Here is a 20,082-nt window from a genome sequence, read left to right on the forward strand (position 1 = left end):
TGAAGCGGCTCACACGGACCAGAGGGAGCAGGAGACACAGCACGATGCGCATCGGAGTTCTCACGGCAGGCGGCGACTGCCCTGGCCTGAACGCAGTGATCCGGTCGGTCGTGCACCGAGCGGTCACCAACTTCGGGGACGAGGTCATCGGCTTCGAGGACGGCTACGCCGGGCTCCTCGACGGCAAGTACCACACCCTCGACCTCAACGCCGTCAGCGGCATCCTGGCCCGCGGCGGCACCATCCTCGGCTCCTCCCGGCTCCAGCGCGACCGGCTCCGCGAGGCCTGCGACAACGCGCAGGACATGGCCCGAGAGTTCGGCATCGACGCGCTCATCCCGATCGGCGGCGAGGGCACGCTCACGGCGGCCCGGATGCTGTCGGACGCGGGTCTGCCGGTCGTCGGTGTGCCGAAGACCATCGACAACGACATCTCCGCGACGGACCGCACCTTCGGCTTCGACACCGCCGTCGGTGTCGCCACGGAGGCCATGGACCGTCTGAAGACGACGGCCGAGTCGCACCAGCGCGTGATGGTCGTCGAGGTGATGGGCCGGCACGCGGGCTGGATCGCCCTGGAGTCCGGCATGGCGGCCGGAGCCCACGGCATCTGCCTGCCCGAGCGTCCCTTCGACCCGGCCGACCTGGTCGCGATGGTCGAGGAGCGCTTCTCGCGCGGCAAGCGGTTCGCCGTCATCTGCGTCGCCGAGGGCGCCCACCCCGCCGAGGGCACCATGGACTACGGCCACGGCGCGATCGACCAGTTCGGCCACGAACGCTTCCAGGGCATCGGCACGGCCCTGGCGTACGAGCTGGAGCGCCGCCTCGGCAAGGAGGCCAAGCCGGTCATCCTCGGCCACGTCCAGCGCGGCGGCACGCCGACCGCGTACGACCGGGTGCTGGCCACCCGCTTCGGCTGGCACGCCGTCGAGGCCGCGCACCGCGGTGACTTCGGCAAGATGACCGCGCTGCGCGGCACGGACATCGAGATGGTGGACCTCGCGGACGCGACCACCGAACTGAAGACGGTGCCGAAGGACCGGATGGACGAGGCGGAGTCGGTGTTCTAGTCCCCTCGGGGACCAGGAACCAGGGACCGACGGCGGCGGGAGGTCCGGCGCCCGGACGGGTGCCGGACCACGGTCCCGGACCCGCCCGGCGCCGTGGTCCCGCGCGGCCGCCGGTGCCTCAGTACGCGCTTGCGCGGACGGCCGACCAGAAGTGGTCGACGACCCGGTCGAGGAAGTCCCGGCCGGACCCGCCCGGGCCGGTGGCGGCCGGACGGCCGCCCCAGGCCGGCGCGGCGGTCGTCCGGTCCTGGTAGTCGGTGTGCAGTTCCTCCAGCACGACCTCCAGCAGGCCCCGCTCCAGCGGCACCACCTTCCCGACCGGGCGCACGTAGGTCTGCCAGCGCGTCGTCACGGCGCTGCGCAGCAGGTCGGCGAGCCGGCCGTCACGGCCCGTCACGGTGATGAAGTCGGGCAGCGAGAGGTCGAGCACCTTGGCCAGCGCGGTCGACTGCCGTTCGTTGCCACGCCAGTTGCCGGACTCCTCCATCCGCTCGTAGGTGAGGAGGTCGATCCCGACGGCGTGCGCCACGTCCTCCGCGGCGAGGTCGCGGGCGACACGGTGTTCGCGCAATGTGCGCGGGGCGCCCATGAGTTCACCGGTCGAGCACCACAACACACCCGCGAGGGCGGTGAGTTCGGGGCTGCTCGGCACGGTGGTGCCGCGCTCCCAGGCCATGACCAGATCGGGTGTGACGTACGGAAGTCCGTACGAGGCTCTCAGGCCGTACGCGACGTGCTCGGGCCCCATTCCGAGCGCTGTCCGCAGTCTTCGGGCGGCGGGGGCGTTGAAGGGCGGGGTGGGCTGTTGGGCTTGCGGTCGGTGCACGCGCACAAGCTATGGGCCGGGGACGGCGATGACTACGGTCTGTTCGGCCACAATTACAGATTGTAGGAATGTACGGTTTCGGCCGCGGCCCTGAATTCGCCGTGCCGAACCGGTACGATCCTGAACTCACCCTGCCCAAAAGGGCGTTGACTCTTCCTCGGGGACCGCTCCGTCGTCCTGCCCGCCGGGCCGGACCGCCTCCCGGCGGGTCAGCTCCTCACCCAGCGGTACTGCAGTTCCGGTCGTCCGACCGTCCCGTACTGCGGAGCGCGTACCGCCCGGCCCGTCTCCACCAGGTGTTCCAGATAGCGCCGTGCCGTGATCCGGGAGATGCCGACGGCCTCGGCGGCCCCGGCCGCCGTCAGTCCGTCGGCGTGGTCCCTGAGGGTGACGGTCACGCGTTCCAGGGTCGGCGCGCTCAGGCCCTTGGGCAGCGCGGCCGGACCGGGAGCCCGCAGGGCGGCCAGCGCGCGGTCCACCTCGTCCTGGCCGCTCGCCTCGCCGGCCGCCGCGCGGAACTCCGCGTACCGGATCAGCCGGTCGCGCAGGGTGGCGAAGGTGAACGGCTTCAGCACGTACTGGACGACCCCGAGCGACACCCCCTCCCGTACGACCGCCAGGTCCCGCGCGGACGTCACCGCTATGACGTCGGCCCGGTGCCCGGCGGCGCGCAGCGAGCGCGCGAGCTGCAGGCCGTGCGTGTCCGGCAGGTGCAGGTCGAGCAGCAGCAGGTCCACGGGGGTGCGGTCCAGCGCGCGGCGCGCCTGCGCACCCGTGTGGACCTTGCCCACGGCCGTGAAACCGGGCACCCGGCCGACGTACATGACGTGCGCGTCCGCGGCGACGGGATCGTCCTCGACGACGAGCACACGGATCGGACCGGTCATGAGCCGCCTCCGGGCAGAACGGGCCCGGACGACCGGCCGGCCCCCGCGACCGGAGCCGGGGACGAGCCGGTGCCCGGGGCGGGGTGGTTGTCCGGGGCCTGGTCCGGGACGGGGAGGGTCTCCGGGGTCCGGTACGGAGTGGGGCCGGGGCCGGGGCCGAGGCCGGGTTCCGGGGGCCGGCCGGGGGCGGAGTCGGAGGGCGGGATCCGGTCCGGTGCGGGGCCGGTGCGGGGGGACCCGTCCGGGGTGGGGCGGGTGTCTGGGGTCCGGTCCGGGGCGGCCTCGGTGGCGGGGGTCCGGTCCGGGGTGGGGCGGGTGTCTGGGGTCCGGGTCGGGGTAAGGCCGGTGTCTGGGGTCCGGTCCGGGGTGGGGCGGGTGTCTGGGGTCCGGGTCGGGGTAAGGCCGGTGTCTGGGGTCCGGTCCGGGGCGGGGCGGGTGCCCGGGATCCGGGCCGAGGCGGGGTCGGTGCACGGGGTCCGGGGCGGGGCGGAGCCGACGGGGAGGGGCAGGCGTACCTCGAACTCCGCTCCGCCGTCGGCCCCTTCGCGCACCTCCAGCGTGCCCGCGTGGCGGTTCACCGTCTGCCGGGCGAGGGCCAGGCCGAGACCGCGGCCGCCGGGGCCCGCCGGTTTCGTGGACCAGCCCCGCCGGAAGACCTGTTCGGCATGGGCGGGATCCACCCCGGCGCCGGTGTCGGCGACCCGCAGCACCAGGGCCGACTCCGTGGTGAACACCGTCACCGTGACGCGGGCGCCCACCGTGCCCTGCGCCGCGTCCATCGCGTTGTCGATCAGGTTGCCGAGCACGGTGACCAGGTCGCGCGGGGTGAGCGAGGCCGGGAGCAGTCCGTCGTCCATGCCGCTGTCCTCGGAGACCACGAGCTCCACCCCGCGCTCGTTCGCCTGCGCCGCCTTGCCCAGCAGCAGCGCGGCGAGCACCGGTTCGCCGACCGCGGAGACCACCTCGTCGGTGAGGGCCTGCGCCAGCTCCAGCTCGGCGGTGGCGAAGTCGACGGCCTCCTCGGCGCGGCCCAGTTCGATGAGGGAGACCACCGTGTGCAGGCGGTTCGCCGCCTCGTGCGCCTGGGAGCGCAGGGCCTGGGTGAAGCCGCGTTCCGAGTCCAGTTCGCCCGTCAGCGACTGGAGTTCGGTCACGTCGCGCAGGGTGATCACCGTGCCCCGGCGTTCGCCGCCGGACACCGGGGAGGTGTTCACGACCAGGACCCGGGTGTCCGTCAGATGGACCTCGTCCACGCGGGGCTCCGCCGACAGCAGCGCGCCCGTCAGCGGCGCGGGCAGCCCGAGGTCGGCCGGCGAACGGCCGACCACGTCGTCCGTGACGCCGAGCAGCTCCCGCCCGCCGTCGTTCATCAGCGCCACCCGGAACTGCCCGTCCAGCATCAGCAGCCCCTCGCGCACGGCGTGCAGCGCGGCCTGGTGGTAGTCGTGCATCCGGCTCAGCTCGCCCGCGTTCATGCCGTGGGTGGAGCGCCGCAGCCGGGCGTTGATGACGTACGTGCCCACGGCGCCCAGCAGCAGCGCGCCCGCCGCGACCCCGATCAGGGCCGCCACCTGGTCCTGGACGCGTTCGGTGATCGCCTCGACCCTGATGCCCGCGCTGACCAGGCCGACGGTCCGTCCGTCGTCCTCGATCGGGGTGACGGCCCGTACGGAGGGGCCGAGGCTGCCCGTGTACGTCTCCGTGAAGGACCTGCCCTTCAGCGCCGGGCCGATGTGTCCGAGGAAGTGCCTGCCTATCAGCTTCTCCTCGGGGTGCGTCCAGCGGATGCCCCGCGGATCCATGATCGTCACGAAGTCGACGCCGGTGTCCCGCTGGACGCGCAGGGAGTACGGCTGGAGCTCCTCGGTGGGGTCCGCCGTGCCGATGGCCGTGTGGACCGAAGGGGCGTCCGCGACCGAGCGGGCGACCGCCATCGCCTGACGGCCCGCGGCCTCCTCGGCCTGGCTGCGGTCGCTGACGTAGGTGAACAGCGCGTACCCGGCGACGAGGACCGCGATGAGCACGGCCTGCATGCCGAAGAGCTGGCCGGCCAGGCTGCGGGGTCGCGGGACACGGGGGAGGCGCATCCGTTCAGTGTGCCTCCCTCTGGCGTGGGCGCCCCAGGCAGCGCGTCCTGGTCGCCGACCCGATGGTCACGCCCCGGCCTAGCGCGGGCGCCCCGGGTGTGTGACGACGCGGATGCCCCGGGAGCGCGTGACGGGGCCGGACGGTTCCGGCGGGGCGCGTGAACTCAATGAACGGAAGGGTGACCGTCCTCACATGCCGGGAGATAGTCCCCTCATCCCCCCGGGAGCCGATGTCTCCCGGATCCCCCGGACGTGAGCCGCACGCCGGGTTTCCGCCGGTCGTGAGCCGCACGCCGGATGATGCCGACGACGTCGTCAAGGAGGGCAGCCGTGGCCAGCACGCCGCAGACCGCACCTGCCGCACCCGCCGCCAGACGGGACCGCACGCACTATCTCTACATCGCCGTGATCGGCGCCGTGGTCCTCGGGATCGCGGTGGGCCTGATCGCCCCCGACTTCGCCGTCGAGCTCAAGCCCATCGGCACGGGCTTCGTGAACCTGATCAAGATGATGATCTCCCCGATCATCTTCTGCACGATCGTGCTCGGCATCGGCTCGGTCCGCAAGGCCGCCAAGGTCGGCGCCGTCGGCGGCATCGCGCTCGGCTACTTCCTGGTCATGTCGCTGGTCGCGCTCGCCATCGGCCTGGTCGTCGGCAACGTCCTGGAGCCGGGCAGCGGCCTGGCGATGACCGACGCGGTCAAGCAGGCCGGCCAGGGCCAGGTGTCGGCGGAGGCGCTGCCGCCCGTCGAGTTCGTGCTCTCGATCATCCCGACCACCATGGTCTCGGCGTTCACCGAGGGCCAGGTCCTGCAGACCCTCCTCGTCGCGCTCCTGACCGGGTTCGCCCTCCAGGCCATGGGAGCGGCCGGGCAGCCGGTCCTGCGCGGGGTGGAGCACATCCAGCGGCTCGTGTTCCGGATCCTCGCCATGGTGATGTGGGCGGCCCCGCTCGGCGCCTTCGGCGCCATCGCCGCCGTCACCGGCTCCGCGGGCCTGGACGCCCTGAAGAGCCTCGCCGTGCTGATGCTCGGCTTCTACGTCACCTGCTTCCTCTTCGTCTTCATCGTGCTCGGGACGCTGCTGCGCGTGGTGACGGGCCTGAACATCCTCACGTTCCTGAAGTACCTGGGCCGGGAGTTCCTGCTGATCCTGTCCACCTCGTCCTCCGAGTCCGCGCTGCCGCGGCTCATCGCGAAGATGGAGCACCTGGGCGTCGGCAAGTCCGTGGTCGGCATCACCGTCCCGACCGGCTACTCCTTCAACCTCGACGGCACGATGATCTACATGACCATGGCCTCGCTCTACATCGCCGACGCCATGGGCACGCCGATGGCGGTCGGGGAGCAGATCCCGCTGCTGCTCTTCCTCCTGGTCGCGTCCAAGGGCGCGGCCGGCGTCAGCGGGGCGGGCCTCGCCACGCTGGCCGGCGGCCTCCAGTCGCACAAGCCCGCCCTGGTGGACGGCGTCGGCCTCATCGTCGGCATCGACCGTTTCATGAGCGAGGCGCGCGCGCTGACGAACTTCGCCGGAAACGCCGTGGCCACGGTCCTGATCGGGACCTGGACGAAGGAGATCGACAGGGAGCGGGTGTCCCGGGTCCTCGCCGGAGAGATCCCCTTCGACGAGAAGACCCTGCTGGACGACGGCGCCGCCCCCTCCGACGTCCCCGCGGACGTGCCGGAGCAGGGCGGGGAGAAGGAGCCGGTCACGGCGTAGAGCGGGTCCCGAGAGCTCCCGGGGCCGGTCTGGCGCTCCCCGGTCCGGACCGGCCCCGGGATGCCGGGCGGCAGGGCATCCCCCCACGGGCCCGGCCGCCCGGCGCACGGCTGGGAACGGCCGGGTCCCGGAGGTCCCTGACCGCCTCCGGGATTCAGTCGCTCAGCTTCGCCACCAGCTCGGTGGCGCGTGAGGCGGGTACGCCCGCCGCGGTCAGCATGGTGAACGCGGCGGAGCGGCCCGCCTCGCGGGCTTCCAGGAGACCGTCGTTCACCGCCTCCATGAGGGCGAACAGGGTCTGCTCGTGCACGTACGCCAGCGCGTACGGGGGCAGCGGCGAGGCGAACACGCCCTGTTCCAGGCCGCGCCGGAGGATCTCCGCGCTGGCCTCGCGGACCGGCGTCAGGCGTTCGCGGATGCCCTGCATGGTGACGCTGCGCTGGGCGAGGGCGACCAGCAGCCGGTAGCGGTCGGCGATCTCCCAGACGGCCAGGGTCGAGCGGGCCACCGACTCGGCCGGGTCCACGACCCCCTCCCGGCCCGCCGCGTGCGCCGCCGCGACCGCCGCCACGGCCTCGTCGGTCAGGGTGCCGACCAGTGCCTCGCGGCTGGGGAAGTGCCCGTAGACCGTGCGCCGTACGACCCCCGCCGCGCGCGCGATCTGGTCCATGGACGCGTCGGGGTCGCGCAGCAGTTCGGCGAGCGCGACATCCAGGATGCGGCGGCGGTTCACATCGGCGCGGCTCGGGTTACCCGTGGTCATGGCTGTCATTCTGCCCGCCCGCCCCCGGGCGGCCGCGTGTTCCGTGATCACGGGCCTCGACCTCCTTCATTTGCACAGCACTGTGCAATCTCGTATCTTGCACACTGTTGTGCAGTTGCACTCCACTGTGCAAGTCCTGGCGCGGACGATCTCCGTGCCCGTCGACGAAGGAAGGGCGACCGTAGCCATGCGTCTCGTCATGAACGAACCGGTCGAGGGGATGGACCGGCCCTACGCCAGGCGGTGGTGGGCGCTGCTGGTCCTCTGCCTGAGCCTGCTGATCATCGTGATGGCGAACACCGCCCTCACCGTCGCGGCTCCCGACATGACCCAGGACCTCGGCCTGTCCAGCGCCGACCTGCAGTGGGTCATCGACGGCTACACCGTCCCGTACGCCGCCCTGATGCTGCTGCTCGGCGCCATCGGGGACAAGTACAGCCGCCGCGGCGCGCTCCTCCTCGGGCTCGTCGTCTTCGGCGGCGGCGCCGTCGCCGGTTCGCTCGTCGGCAGCGCCACCGGGGTCATCGCGGCCCGCGCGGTCATGGGCGTCGGCGCCGCGCTGATCATGCCCGCCACGCTCTCCCTGCTCGCCGCGACCTTCCCGCGCGCCGAACGGGCCAAGGCGATCGTCCTGTGGACCGCCACCGCCGGACTCGCCATCGCCGCCGGCCCGCTGGTCGCGGGCGCCCTGCTGGAGGACCACGGCTGGTCGTCCACGTTCCTGATCAACGTGCCGGTCGCCGCCCTCGCCATCGTCGGCGCGCTGGTCCTGGTGCCGCCGTCCAAGGCCGCGCACCACAACCGCATCGACTACGTCGGCGGGCTGCTCTCGGTCGTCTGGATCGGCTCCCTCGTCTACATGATCATCGAAGGCCCGCACTTCGGGTGGGGCGTGAAGGCCGTGACCGCCGCCGTGGTCGCCGGGGCCGGACTGCTCCTCTTCGTGCTGTGGGAGCTGCGCCACCCGCGTCCGGTCGTCGACGTGCGACGCTTCGCCCACCGCCGCTTCGCGGGCTCGAACCTCGCCGTCGCCCTCTTCTTCCTGGCCGTCTTCGGCGCCTTCTACTACCTCACCCAGCACCTCCAGTTCGTCCTCGGCTACGACGCGCTGGACACCGGCGTACGGATGCTGCCGCTCGCCGGGGCCGTCTTCGTGGGCTCGGCGCTCACCGGCTACCTCACCCCGCGCATCGGCATGAAGATCACGGTCACCGCGGGCATGGCCGGCGGCACGGCGGCGCTGGCCCTGCTCACCCGGGTGGACGCCTCCTCGGGGTACGGCGACCTCGTCCTGCCCCTCGTCATGCTCGGCCTGGCCATCGGACTGGCGCTCTCGCCCTGCACGGACGCCATCATGGGCGCGTTCCCCGAGGCCGAACTGGGCGTCGGCGGCGCGGTCAACGACACCTCGCTCGAACTCGGCGGCTCGCTCGGCATCGCCATCCTCGGCTCGGTGCTGGCGAGTTCGTACTCCTCGCACCTTGGCGACGCGACCGCGGGCAGCAAGCTCCCGGCGGGCGCCCTGGCCACGGCGCAGGACTCGGTGGGCGCCGGGTACGCCGTCGCCCAGGGCATCGGCGACAAGGCGCGCGCCCTCGGTGAGCAGGCCGCGCACTCGACGAACGCCGAGCAGGCGGCCCAGCTGAAGGCGCAGGCCGGTCAAATGGCCGACGGAGCGCGGCAGATGGCGGACGCGGTCGGCTCGTCCTTCTCGGACGCGGTGGCGCACACCAGCCTCGTCGGAGCGGTGATCCTGGGCGTGGGAACGGTACTGGTGGCGGTGCTGCTGCCGCGCAGGTCCCGCACGGACGGCGAGGCCGGAACCGGGAGCGAGGGCGAGGCCGGGATGGGCGCCGACGCCGACGCCGGCGGCCGGAGCGGGGACGAGGGCCGGCGCGGGACCGGGCCCGCCGACCAGCCCGAGCCCGGGTCCGAGCCCAAGGCCGAGTCCGAGGCCGACTCCAAGCCCGACTCCGAGGCCGACTCCGAGGCCGACTCCAAGCCCGACTCCAAGGCCGAGACCGAGGCCGACTCCAAGCCCGACTCCGAGGCCGGGTCCGAGGCCGCGCCCAAGCTCGCGACTGAGCCCGGGTCCGAGTCCGAGGCCGACTCCACGTCCGAGCCCGAGCCCGAGCCCGAGCCCGAGGCCGAGGCCGACTCCGAGGCCAGGTCCGAGGCCAGGTCCGAGGCCAGGGCCGGTGGAGGCGAGGGGCGGAGCGGGGGGCCCGGCGGAACCGTGAACCCCCGGGCCGCCGTCTCGTAGGACATGCATGACCGTGCCGTGCCGGACCGTCCGGCACGGCACGGCACGTTCTGCGGAGGACACCGAGCATGAAGATCGACTGGGACCGTCGTACCTGCGCGCGCAAGGGGCACGTCACCTACGCGCCGGACGACCCGCGCCTGCGGGTGCGGCTGCACGCCCAGACCGCGCTCGGCGAGGTCTGGCGCTGCCTGCGCTGCGGCGACTTCGCGCTCGGTGCCCCGCACGGCTCCGGACCGGCCGCCGAGGCGCCCCTGGTCCCGCGCGGCAAGGTGCTCCGCGACCTGTTCGTCCTGCGCTTCCTGGCGATCGAGCGGGCCCTGCGCGGGGTGTTCATCGTGCTGGTCGCGGCCGCCGTGTGGAAGTTCAGCAACAGCCAGGACGCGGTGCGCCGGCTCTTCGACGAGTACCTCGACGTGCTCAGACCGGTCTTCCGGCACTTCCACTACGACCTCGACCACTCGCCCGTGGTCGGCACCATCCAGAAGACCTTCGGCTACAAGCACTCCACCCTGCTGCTGGTCGCGGGCCTGCTGCTGGCGTACGCGGTGATCGAGATCGTCGAGGCGGTCGGGCTCTGGTACGCCAAGCGCTGGGCGGAGTACCTCACGGTCGTCGCCACCGCCGCGTTCCTCCCGCTGGAGATCTACGAACTCACCGAGCACATCAGCTGGCTGAAGATCGCGACGCTGGTCCTGAACATCCTCGCCGTCCTCTACATCGCCCTCACCAAACGGCTGTTCGGCCTGCGCGGCGGGCACCGGGCGTTCGAGGCGGAGCGGCGGAGCGCCTCGTTCCTGGAGGTGGAGGAGTCCGCCGGGGTCCTGGTCTGACCCCGGCCCCGGGGCGCGTGCCCGGTCCGGCTCAGGGGCCGAGCCGGGCCAGGTCCTCCGTGCTCAGGACCAGGTCCGCGGCCCCCGCGGAGTCCCGGGCGGTCTCCGGGCGGCTGGCGCCCGGGATCGGGATCACCGTGGGGGACCGCCGCGACAGCCAGGCGAGACAGACCCGCTGAGGGCTCACGCCGTGTTCCCGGGCCACCGTGCGGAAGGCCTCGAACCGTTCCCGTGGACCGTCGGGCGACCCGCCGGCGGACGGGCCGTCCAGGGAACTGCGGGAGATGCCGCCCAGCGGGCTCCAGGGCAGGAAGGCGAGCCCCAGCTCGGCGCAGAGGAGCAGTTCGGGGTCGCTGTCGCGCACCGCGGGGGAGTACCGGTTCTGGACGGAGACCAGCTTGTCGCCGAGGATCGCGTGGGCCCGGCGGATCTGGTCGGTGGTGGTGTTGGAGATGCCGGCCAGCCGGATCGTGCCCGCGTCGAGCAGGTCGCGCAGGGCGCCTACGGAGTCCTCGAACGGGACGGCGGGATCGGGCTTGTGCAGCTGGTAGAGGCCGATCGCCTCCAGGCCCAGCCGCTTCAGGGAGGCCTCGGCCGCCGCCTTGAGGTGGCGCGGGGAGCCGTTCACCGTCCAGGTGCCGTCCGCCGGTCTGCCCCGCCCGCCCTTCGTGGCCACCAGGACGTCCCCGGTGTCGCCGCCGTACGTCGCCAGGGCGCGGGCCACGAGCCGTTCGTTGTGGCCGGGTTCGTCGCCGGGCAGGTGGTAGGAGTCCGCCGTGTCGAGCAGGGTGACGCCCGCGTCGAGGGCCGCGTGCACCGTGGCCAGGGCCCGCGCCTCGTCGGGCCGTCCCTCGATGGACAGCGGCATCACGCCGAGCCCCACGGCGCTCACCCGGAGCCCGCCCAGGGTGCGGTGGCGCATGTCAGTGCTCCTTTCCGAGCGTCTCGGCCACGGCGCGCGGCAGCCAGGACCGCGCGTCGCCGAAGGGGAAACCGAGCCGCGCGGCCCGGGAGTTGTCCATGCCGTAGGAACGGCGGAAGGAGAAGGGGGAGACCTCGCCCACCTCGACGGTCTCCAGGACCGTCCGGCCGTCCGGGAGGTGCGCGCCGATCTCCGCGCACAACTCCCGCGTGGTCAGCGTCCCGTGGGAGGCCGCGTTGACCGGGCCGGTGAAGTCCTCGCCCGCCGTCCAGAACAGGAAGTCGGCGATCTCCTCGACGTGGATGTAGGTCGCCGGACGGTTCACGGCGGGCACGGCGATCGCCTCGCCGGTACGGATCCGGTCGGCGTAGTGCTCCAGCCGGCCGGTGAAGTCGTCGTCCCCGCCCAGCACATGGGCGACGCGCACGGCCACGTGGGGGAATCCCGGATCGGCCGCGAACACCGCCTCGGCCTGCCGCTTGCCCTCGCCGTAGTGCGACGCGAGGAACTCCGGGTCGTCCCAGGGGAGCGCGGTGTCCACGGCGACCGTGCGCGGATCCACGGCGTCCTCGCCGACCGGGTCCGCCGAGTCCTCGTACTCGTACACCTCGACGGTGGACGTCATCACGTACCGGCGCGTACGCCCCGCGAAGACGCGGTGGGCGATCTCCGCCTGGCGCGGGGTGTAGCAGACCTGGTCGACGACGACGTCGAAGGTCCGCGAACCGAGCGCCGACTCCAGGGACTCCTCGTCGTCGCGGTCGGCGATCAGATGGACCGTCCCGGCCGGGGGCGCGGACGAGCCGCGGTTGACGACGGTGACCCGGTCCCCCGCCGCGACCAGCCGCTCGATGAGACGTTTTCCGAAATACCGGTTTCCGCCGATGACGCAGATCTCCCGCATGCCGCCCTCCCCATTTCCCCGCACCCGTGCCTCGCGCACCCGTACGTCCCGCTTCCCGCGCCGGGCACCGTTCTCCGGGCGTTCACGGTGCGTCGGCCTGTGGTCATAATTCTCCCGTCGCAAGGGGCGGTTCCGAAGGGGGAGACATGGGAGATCCGGCTGTCGCACCGAAGGAAACACGGCATCCGCGCGCCTTTCCCGGCGAAACACCGGTGGGCTTCGACGCGCTCGACCGGCAGATCCTGGAGCTGCTCCAGAGCGAGGGCCGCATCAAGCTCAGCGAGCTGGGCCGCCGCGTCCGGCTGAGTCCCGCCGCGGTCGCGGAGCGGGTGCGCCGGCTGGAGGCGACGGGCGCGATCACCGGGTACGGCGCCCAGGTGTCGGCGTCCCGGCTCGGCTACGGCATCCAGGCCTTCATCCGCGTCAACCCGCACGGCGGCTACACGCTGAAGCATCCCCGGACGCTGGAACTCCTCGCCCGCCCGGAGGTCACCGAGGTCCACCACGTCGTCGGGGAGGACTGCTGGATCCTCAAGGTCGCCGTCGAGGACACCATCCACCTGGAGGACGTCCTGGAGCAGACCTCCGCGCTGGGACGGACGACGACCTCGATCGTGCTGTCGTCCCCGGTGGACCGCAAGCCGCTGCTGCCGCGCGCCTCACGCTGACCCCTCCCGGGGCGGGCGCCCGCGCACGCTTGCCTTGACGTCGGCGTCAAGGACTACCGTCGGGGTCATGCGAATCGGCGAGCTGGCCGCACGGGCCGGGACGACCACGCGGACCCTGCGCTACTACGAGTCGCGGGGCCTGCTGCCCGCGCGGCGGGGCGAGAACGGGTACCGGACGTACGACGAGCACGATCTGCGGCTGCTGCGGCAGATCAGGACGCTGCAGGACTTCGGGTTCGACCTGGAGGAGACGCGGCCCTTCGTGGAGTGCCTGCGGGCCGGGCACCCCGAGGGCGACGCGTGCCCGGCGTCCCTGGACGTCTACCGGCGCAAGCTCGGCGAGCTCGACGCGCTGATCGGCGAGCTGCGGTCGGTGCGCGCGCAGGTCGGCGAGCAGCTGGCGCGGGCGGAGCGGGCGCGTGACGCGCTGGCGGCCGACGCGGAGGTTCCGGGGGGTCCGGAACCCGTGTGCGAACTGGGAGGGCGGACGCGATGATCAGGGCGGCAGGCGTGGCCGAGGTGACGGACGCGGACTTCGGGGCGGAGGTGATCGGCTCGGACCTGCCCGTGCTGGTGGAGTTCACGGCCGACTGGTGTCCGCCGTGCCGGCAGATGGGGCCGGTGCTCAGCGAGCTGGCCTTCGAGGAGGGCGACCGGTTCAAGGTGGTCCAGCTGGACGTCGACACCAATCCGGAGACGACGCTGGCCTACGGCGTGCTCTCGATGCCGACGTTCATGGTCTTCCGCGACGGCGAGCCCGTGAAGTCGATGGTGGGCGCCCGGGCCAAGCGGCGGCTGCTGCAGGAGCTGGCCGAGGTGATCTGACCCCACCCGGCACACAAAAAATCCCCTGGGCAATTGCGCCCGGGGGATTTCTCTGCGTATATTCGATGGTTCGCGACTTTAATAAATCGGGTCGCGAAGAAGTTCAGTAGACGCAGTATATCTGGGTGGGAGTGAAATTGTCAAACAAGGGATCGCACACAGAATTCCCCGACGATGAACTGAGAAGTGAGCAGGAATTCATCGACGGGCTGTACGCGCGTGTGGACGCACTGCGCGACGCCACCGAGGTCTCCGTCGGGGACGCGCTCGCCCAGAGCAACACACCCAGGCAGGCCCGGCTCGAACGGGACATCCTGGTCGCCGAACGCTCGGGACTGCTGGCCGCGCTGAACGCCGTGGACGGCTCGCTCTGCTTCGGCCGCATCGACCTGTCACCCGTGGAGGGCGGGCCCGCCGAGGGCGTCACCCACCACATCGGACGGATCGGCATCCGCGCCGACGACCTCGAACGCACCCCGGTCCTCATCGACTGGCGGGCCCCGGTCGCCCGCCCCTTCTACCTGGCCACCGGTCACACCCCGATGGGCCTGCGTCGGCGGCGGCACATCGCCACCGAGGGCCGGCGCGTCACCGGCCTGCACGACGAGATCCTCGACCTCGGCGACCGCGAGCGCACCGGCCACGAGGACCCGTCCGGGGACGCCGTGCTGCTCGCGGCGCTCAACTCGGCCCGCACCGGCCGGATGAGCGACATCGTGCAGACCATCCAGGCCGAGCAGGACCGGATCATCCGCGCCCCGCACCGGGGCGTCATGGTCGTCGAGGGCGGCCCCGGCACCGGCAAGACGGCCGTCGCCCTGCACCGCGCCGCGTACCTGCTCTACGAACACCGCGAACTGCTCGCCAAGCGGGCCGTCCTGATCGTCGGGCCCAACCCGGCCTTCCTCGGCTACATCGGCGAGGTGCTGCCCTCGCTCGGCGAGACCGGGGTGCTGCTCTCGACCGTCGGCGAGCTCTTCCCCGGCGTCCACGCGAGGGCCGTCGACACGCCGGAGGCGGCCGCCGTGAAGGGCCGCGCCGACATGGCCGAGGTGCTCGCCGGGGTCGTCCGGGAACGGCAGGCCCTGCCCGACCCGGTGATCGCCATCGAGCACGACCGGGACGTGCTCATGCTCGACGCGGGACTCGTCCGGGTCGCCCGGGAACGCACCCGCGCGGCCGGGCTGCCCCACAACGTGGCCCGCGAGCACTTCGAGGGCCACATCCTCAACACGCTCACCGACATGCTCGCCGAGCGCATCGGCACGGACCCCTTCGACGGCTCCAACCTCCTCGACGCGAGCGACATCACCCAGATCCGCGACGAACTCGCCGAGAACCCCGAGGTCTGGTCGGCGGTCGACCGGCTGTGGCCGAGACTGACCCCGCAGCGCCTGGTCGCCGACTTCCTGGCGGACCCCTACGGCCACGTCCCGGACGAGGACGCGGCGGCGATCCGCCGTCCGTCGACCGGCCCCGCGGACTGGACCCCCGCGGACGTCCCCCTCCTCGACGAGGCCGCCGAACTGCTCGGCGAGGACGACCGGGTCGCGCGGGCGCTGGCCGACCGGGAGCGCCGTACCCAGGTCGCCTACGCGCAGGGCGTGCTGGACGTCTCCTACGCCTCACGGACGTACGAGTTCGAGGACAAGGACGAGGAGGACGCGGAGGTCCTGTCCGCGCACGACATCATCGACGCCGAGCGGATGGCCGAGCGGCACGAGGAGGACGACCACCGCAGCGCGGCCGAGCGCGCCGCCGCCGACCGGACCTGGGCCTTCGGGCACATCATCGTCGACGAGGCGCAGGAGCTGTCGCCGATGGCGTGGCGGCTGCTGATGCGCCGCAGCCCCACGCGGTCGATGACGCTCGTCGGCGATCCCGCGCAGACCGCCGAGGCGGCGGGGGTCGGCTCGTGGGAGGAGATCCTCGCCCCCTACGTGCAGGACCGCTGGGAGCACACCCGGCTCGGCGTCAACTACCGCACCCCGGCCGAGATCATGGACGTCGCCGCCGGTGTGGTGCGGGCCGAGCGCCCCGGGTTCGAGCCGCCGCGCTCCGTCCGGTCCACCGGGGTACGGCCCTGGGCGCGGGAGGCCGGGGACGACCTTCCGGGCGCCGTCGCCGAGGCCGTCGCCGAACTGGCCCCGGCCGAGGGGCGGCTCGCGGTGATCGCGCCGAAGCCCCTGCACGCGGCGCTCGCCGCCCGGCTGGACGGGGTGACGGCGGGCCGGGAGCCCGACCTCACCCGGGCGGTGGTGCTCCTCGACCCCCGGCAGGCCAAGGGGCTGGAGTTCGACTCCGTCCTGGTGGTCGAGCCCGCGGCGTACGGGACGAGCGACCTGTACGTGGCCCTGACCCGGGCCACCCAGGCGCTGGGCGTCCTGTACACCGGTGAACCGCCCGCGTCGCTGAAGGGCGCCGGGCTGGAGTGACGGCCCGGCCCGCTAGGCGGGCCGCAGCCACACCGTCGCGAGGGGCGGCAGGGTCAGCTGGATGCTGGCCGGGCGGCCGTGCCGGCCGGTGGGTTCGGGTTTGACGGGGTCGGGGTTGGTGACGTCGCCGCCGCCGTAGCGGAGGGCGTCGGTGTTGAGGACCTCGTGCCAGGCGGGGACGTCCTCGGGGACGCCGAGGCGGTAGCCGTGGCGTACGGCGGGGGAGAAGTGGGAGACGGCGAGGAGCGGGGTGCCGTCGGCCGCGTGGCGCAGGAAGGCGAAGACGTTGTCGTCGGCGGCGTCGCCGACCACCCACGTGAACCCGGACGGGTCGGTGTCGCGTTCCCACAGCGCGGGCTCGCCGCGGTAGACGGTGTTGAGGTCGCGGACGAGGTCCCGGGCACCGCGGTGGTCGGCCTCGGCGCCGTAGGCGGGGTCGAGCAGCCACCAGTCGGGGCCGTGGGCCTCGGACCACTCGGCACCCTGGGCGAACTCCTGCCCCATGAAGAGGAGTTGCTTGCCCGGGTGGGCCCACATGAAGCCGAGGTAGGCGCGGAGGTTCGCGCGCTGCTGCCACCAGTCGCCGGGCATCTTGGAGACGAGTGAGCGTTTGCCGTGCACGACCTCGTCGTGGGAGATCGGCAGGACGTAGTTCTCGCTGTAGGCGTACACCATCGAGAAGGTCATCTCGTCGTGGTGGTACTTGCGGTGCACCGGCTCGTGGGACATGTAGTCCAGCGAGTCGTGCATCCACCCCATGTTCCACTTCAGCCCGAACCCCAGGCCGCCGAAGCCGCCGGGTCCGGTGTGGTGGGTGGCCCGGGTGACGCCGTCCCAGGCGGTGGACTCCTCGGCGATCGTGACGATCCCGGGGTTGCGGCGGTAGACGGTGGCGTTCATCTCCTGGAGGAAGGCGACCGCGTCCAGGTTCTCGCGGCCGCCGTGCTCGTTGGGGACCCACTGACCGGGTTCGCGGGAGTAGTCGAGGTAGAGCATGGAGGCGACGGCGTCGACGCGCAGGCCGTCGATGTGGAACTCCTCGCACCAGTAGGTGGCGTTGGCGACGAGGAAGTTGCGGACCTCGCGGCGGCCGTAGTCGAACTCCAGGGTGCCCCAGTCGGGATGGACGGCGCGGAGCGGGTCGGCGTGCTCGTACAGCGGGCGGCCGTCGAACTCGGCCAGGGCCCAGTCGTCGCGGGGGAAGTGGGCGGGGACCCAGTCCATGAGGACGCCGATCCCGGCGCGGTGGAGGGCGTCGACGAGGTGCCTGAAGTCGTCGGGGGTGCCGAGGCGCGCGGTCGGCGCGTAGAAGCCGGTGACCTGGTAGCCCCAGGAACCGCCGAAGGGGTGCTCGGCGACCGGCATCAGCTCGACGTGGGTGAAGCCGAGGTCCCGCACGTACGCAGGCAACTGCTCGGCCAGCTGGCGGTACGTCAGACCCGGTCGCCAGGACGGCAGATGTATCTCGTACACCGAGAACGGCGCCTCGTGGACCGGCCGTTCGGCCCTCTTGGCCATCCACTCCGCGTCCCGCCACTCGTGGTGGGACGCGTGGACGATCGAGGAGGTCGCCGGGGGCGCCTCGGTGCGGCGGGCCATCGGGTCGGCGCGCAGCGTGCGGGAGCCGTCGGGCCGCGTGATGTCGAACTTGTACAGCTCGCCCTCGCCGACCGCCGGGACGAACAGCTCCCACACCCCGGAGGAACCCAGCGACCGCATCGGATGTCCCGTGCCGTCCCAGAAGTTGAAGCCGCCGGCCACCCGGACCCCGCGGGCGTTCGGGGCCCACACGGTGAAGCGCGTGCCGGTGACGCCCTGGTGCTCCATCGGTTCGGCGCCGAGCGCCCGCCACAGCTCCTCGTGCCGGCCCTCGCCGATCAGGTGCAGGTCCAGCTCGCCGAGCGCGGGCAGGAACCGGTACGCGTCCTCGGTCTCCAGCACCGCTTCCTCGTAGGTCACGAGCAGCCGGTACGCGTCCGGGACCGCGCGCAGCGGCAGCAGGCCCGAGAAGAAGCCGTCCCCGTCGTCGCGCAGTTCCGCGCGCAGGTCCTCCGTGACGACGGTGACCCCGAGCGCGTACGGCCTGAAGGCCCGGAAGACGACGCCGCCCGTCACCGGATGGGCCCCCAGCACTCCGTGCGGATCGTGATGCGTGCCGTCGAGCAGCCGCCGCCGGTCCGCCGGACCGACACCGGCGGGGACGGGTCCGCCCCCGGCCGCCGGCCGCTCGGCGGGCGTCCTCTCCTCGGCGGCCGGTTTCCTCGCGCTGTTCTTCTTCGGTGTGTCCTCGGACCGGGGGCGGGACGTCACGGGCGGGGCCTCCTCGGGCGGGTGGGCTGGGCAGGTCACAAGGGGGATCAGGACGACGCGGCCAGCCGCCGTACCGCCGCCAGCGGAACCGGCAGCCAGTCCGGGCGGTGCCGGGCCTCGTACACGACCTCGTACACCGCCTTGTCCGTCTCGAAGGCACGCAGCAGTACGGGGTCCGTGCGCGGGTCGAGGCCGCTGACCTCGGCGTATCCGGTGCAGTAGGCGGCCCGGCAGGCGTCGGCCCAGCCGGACGCCGGGGGCGTCCCCGGGGTGCCGGGCACAGGGGGGACGGAGTGGGCCGCGTAGTCGAAGGAGCGGAGCATGCCCGCGATGTCGCGGGCCGGGGGCTGGGGCATGCGGCGCTCGGCGAGCGGTTTCGACGGTTCGCCCTCGAAGTCGATGAGCGACCACCGTCCGTCCGGGGAGCGCAGGCACTGGCCGAGATGCAGATCGCCGTGGACGCGCTGGGCCGTCCACGTGTGCCCCTCGGCGGACAGGTCGGCCAGCGCCTCGAACGCGGTGCGCAGACCGGGTGCGTGGGGCCGGAGCACGGGCACCGCCCGCGCGGCGGCCTCCAGCCGCTCGGTCATGGCGTCGACCAGCGGCCGCAACTGGGCCTGGCCCAGGGATACCACGGGCAGCGCGCGGGCGAGAGCGGTGTGCACCTCGGCGGTGGCGCGCCCCAGCGCCCGTGCCTCGGCGGTGAAGTCCTCGCCCTTGGCCAGCTCGCGCAGCGCCAGCTCCCAGCCGTCCGAAGCACCCTGCACGAACGGCTGGAGCACGCCCAGGACGTACGGCCGCCCGGACAGCTCGGTGCGCATCCAGGCGGTAGGCGCCGGGACCCGGGAGCAGCCCTCGCGGGCCAGGGCCAGCGGCAGTTCGAGATCGGGGTTGACCCCGGGCACGATCCGGCGCAGCACCTTCAGGATGTACGTGTCCCCGTAGACCACCGAGGAGTTGGACTGCTCGGCGGTCATCATCCGCGGCACCAGACCGGGCCGTATCTCCTGCCCGGCGTCCCGCTCGAAGCACAGCCCGCCGATGCGGGCCCGGGAGCGCAGGGCCTCCAGGAGCACATCGGCGGGCTGGGGGTCGTACAGGGCCTCGTACACCGTGCGTCCGGCGAGCGGTCCCTCGGTCAGATGTCCGATCAGCGCCGGCGCCAGCCGGGGCGGCAGCGCCTCGCGGACGCCGATCAGTAACTGGTAGCAGTCGCCGGGGACGGCCGGGGCGCCCGGCACGGGTGGCTGGTGGGTCCGCGTCAGCAGATGGTAGAGGCCCAGCGGGCCGTTCGCCGGCAGCAGCTCGGTGGCGGTGACCGGTGAGAGCCCGGTGACGGGTCGTCCCTTGCCGGCGAACCAGCGCTGCCGCGGCAGCCAGTCGCGCAGCAGTGGATCCAGGGACGCCAGAAGGCCGGGACCAGGGGGTGCGGTGCGTGTGACGGCTTCCGACATGGGTCGCGTCCTTTCCCCGGGGGTCGGGGGATTACTGATGCGTGCCCCGGACACAGCCGTGGAAACCGCCCGGCCCGGGGGCCTTTTCGGTCGAGTGCGTCCGGGAGATTTCCTGC

15 protein-coding genes and 1 pseudogene are annotated in these 20,082 nt (G+C 72.8%); 8 read left to right on the top strand and 8 right to left on the bottom strand.

What is annotated here, in order from left to right:
* Positions 1-44 precede the first annotated feature (44 nt).
* On the top strand, positions 45-1,070 hold the full coding sequence (locus tag ACICHK_RS27445) for an ATP-dependent 6-phosphofructokinase (protein WP_151472244.1): 1,026 nt from the start codon (positions 45-47) through the stop codon (positions 1,068-1,070).
* A 118-nt stretch (positions 1,071-1,188) separates the two neighbouring features.
* On the opposite strand, the gene ACICHK_RS27450 is transcribed toward ACICHK_RS27445, so the two are convergent.
* From ACICHK_RS27450 to ACICHK_RS27460, 3 genes and pseudogenes are all read right to left on the bottom strand, one after another.
* Positions 1,189-1,902 carry a helix-turn-helix domain-containing protein gene (locus tag ACICHK_RS27450; protein WP_406838953.1) on the bottom strand — a complete coding sequence of 238 codons (714 nt, stop codon included), beginning with the start codon at positions 1,900-1,902 and terminating at the stop codon, positions 1,189-1,191.
* A gap of 203 nt (positions 1,903-2,105) precedes the next feature.
* Positions 2,106-2,783, bottom strand: coding sequence for a response regulator (locus tag ACICHK_RS27455; protein WP_151472242.1), 678 nt, complete (start codon positions 2,781-2,783; stop codon positions 2,106-2,108).
* Between the two features lie 488 nt (positions 2,784-3,271).
* A pseudogene (locus tag ACICHK_RS27460) lies at positions 3,272-4,870 on the bottom strand (ATP-binding protein); the annotation flags it as partial.
* Between the two features lie 300 nt (positions 4,871-5,170).
* Between ACICHK_RS27460 and ACICHK_RS27465 the strand changes: the two are divergent.
* Positions 5,171-6,589, top strand: coding sequence for a cation:dicarboxylate symporter family transporter (locus tag ACICHK_RS27465; RefSeq protein ID WP_151472330.1), 1,419 nt, complete (start codon positions 5,171-5,173; stop codon positions 6,587-6,589).
* A 154-nt stretch (positions 6,590-6,743) separates the two neighbouring features.
* On the opposite strand, the gene ACICHK_RS27470 is transcribed toward ACICHK_RS27465, so the two are convergent.
* Positions 6,744-7,361, bottom strand: a complete 618-nt coding sequence (locus ACICHK_RS27470; protein WP_406841334.1) for a TetR/AcrR family transcriptional regulator — start codon at positions 7,359-7,361, stop codon at positions 6,744-6,746.
* Positions 7,362-7,539: 178 nt separating this feature from the next.
* On the opposite strand from ACICHK_RS27470, the gene ACICHK_RS27475 reads away from it, so the two are divergent.
* The gene (locus ACICHK_RS27475) at positions 7,540-9,615 is read left to right on the top strand and encodes a DHA2 family efflux MFS transporter permease subunit (RefSeq protein WP_406841335.1); all 2,076 of its coding nucleotides are present in this window, start codon (positions 7,540-7,542) and stop codon (positions 9,613-9,615) included.
* A gap of 68 nt (positions 9,616-9,683) precedes the next feature.
* Positions 9,684-10,448: a DUF2127 domain-containing protein gene (locus ACICHK_RS27480; RefSeq protein ID WP_406838954.1), complete on the top strand. Its 765-nt coding sequence runs from the start codon at positions 9,684-9,686 to the stop codon at positions 10,446-10,448.
* Between the two features lie 31 nt (positions 10,449-10,479).
* On the opposite strand, the gene ACICHK_RS27485 is transcribed toward ACICHK_RS27480, so the two are convergent.
* The gene (locus ACICHK_RS27485; RefSeq protein ID WP_406838955.1) at positions 10,480-11,370 is read right to left on the bottom strand and encodes an aldo/keto reductase; all 891 of its coding nucleotides are present in this window, start codon (positions 11,368-11,370) and stop codon (positions 10,480-10,482) included.
* Position 11,371: 1 nt separating this feature from the next.
* Positions 11,372-12,274, bottom strand: a complete 903-nt coding sequence (locus ACICHK_RS27490; protein ID WP_406838956.1) for an NAD-dependent epimerase/dehydratase family protein — start codon at positions 12,272-12,274, stop codon at positions 11,372-11,374.
* Positions 12,275-12,420: 146 nt separating this feature from the next.
* Between ACICHK_RS27490 and ACICHK_RS27495 the strand changes: the two genes are divergently transcribed.
* The 4 genes from ACICHK_RS27495 to ACICHK_RS27510 all read left to right on the top strand — a co-directional run bounded on the left by ACICHK_RS27495 (position 12,421) and on the right by ACICHK_RS27510 (position 16,202).
* Entirely contained in the window at positions 12,421-12,942 is a 522-nt protein-coding gene (locus tag ACICHK_RS27495) for an Lrp/AsnC family transcriptional regulator (RefSeq protein WP_406838957.1), read from the top strand.
* Between the two features lie 67 nt (positions 12,943-13,009).
* Complete coding sequence (locus ACICHK_RS27500) at positions 13,010-13,438, top strand: MerR family transcriptional regulator (RefSeq protein WP_151472238.1); 429 nt, start codon at positions 13,010-13,012, stop codon at positions 13,436-13,438.
* Positions 13,435-13,767, top strand: a complete 333-nt coding sequence (locus tag ACICHK_RS27505; RefSeq protein ID WP_318658268.1) for a thioredoxin domain-containing protein — start codon at positions 13,435-13,437, stop codon at positions 13,765-13,767. The genes ACICHK_RS27500 and ACICHK_RS27505 overlap by 4 nt, the downstream gene beginning before the upstream one ends.
* 179 nt (positions 13,768-13,946) lie before the next feature.
* Positions 13,947-16,202 (top strand): HelD family protein, encoded by a 2,256-nt coding sequence (locus tag ACICHK_RS27510; protein WP_406841336.1) that lies wholly within the window; start codon positions 13,947-13,949, stop codon positions 16,200-16,202.
* A 12-nt stretch (positions 16,203-16,214) separates the two neighbouring features.
* On the opposite strand, the gene glgB is transcribed toward ACICHK_RS27510, so the two are convergent.
* On the bottom strand, positions 16,215-18,512 hold the full coding sequence (glgB, locus tag ACICHK_RS27515; protein ID WP_406838958.1) for a 1,4-alpha-glucan branching enzyme: 2,298 nt from the start codon (positions 18,510-18,512) through the stop codon (positions 16,215-16,217).
* Positions 18,513-18,559: 47 nt separating this feature from the next.
* Positions 18,560-19,966, bottom strand: coding sequence for a maltokinase N-terminal cap-like domain-containing protein (locus tag ACICHK_RS27520; RefSeq protein WP_406838959.1), 1,407 nt, complete (start codon positions 19,964-19,966; stop codon positions 18,560-18,562).
* Positions 19,967-20,082: the final 116 nt, after the last annotated feature.

Source organism: Streptomyces sp. AHU1 (genome assembly GCF_045343905.1).
Lineage (GTDB): Bacteria > Actinomycetota > Actinomycetes > Streptomycetales > Streptomycetaceae > Streptomyces > Streptomyces triticiradicis.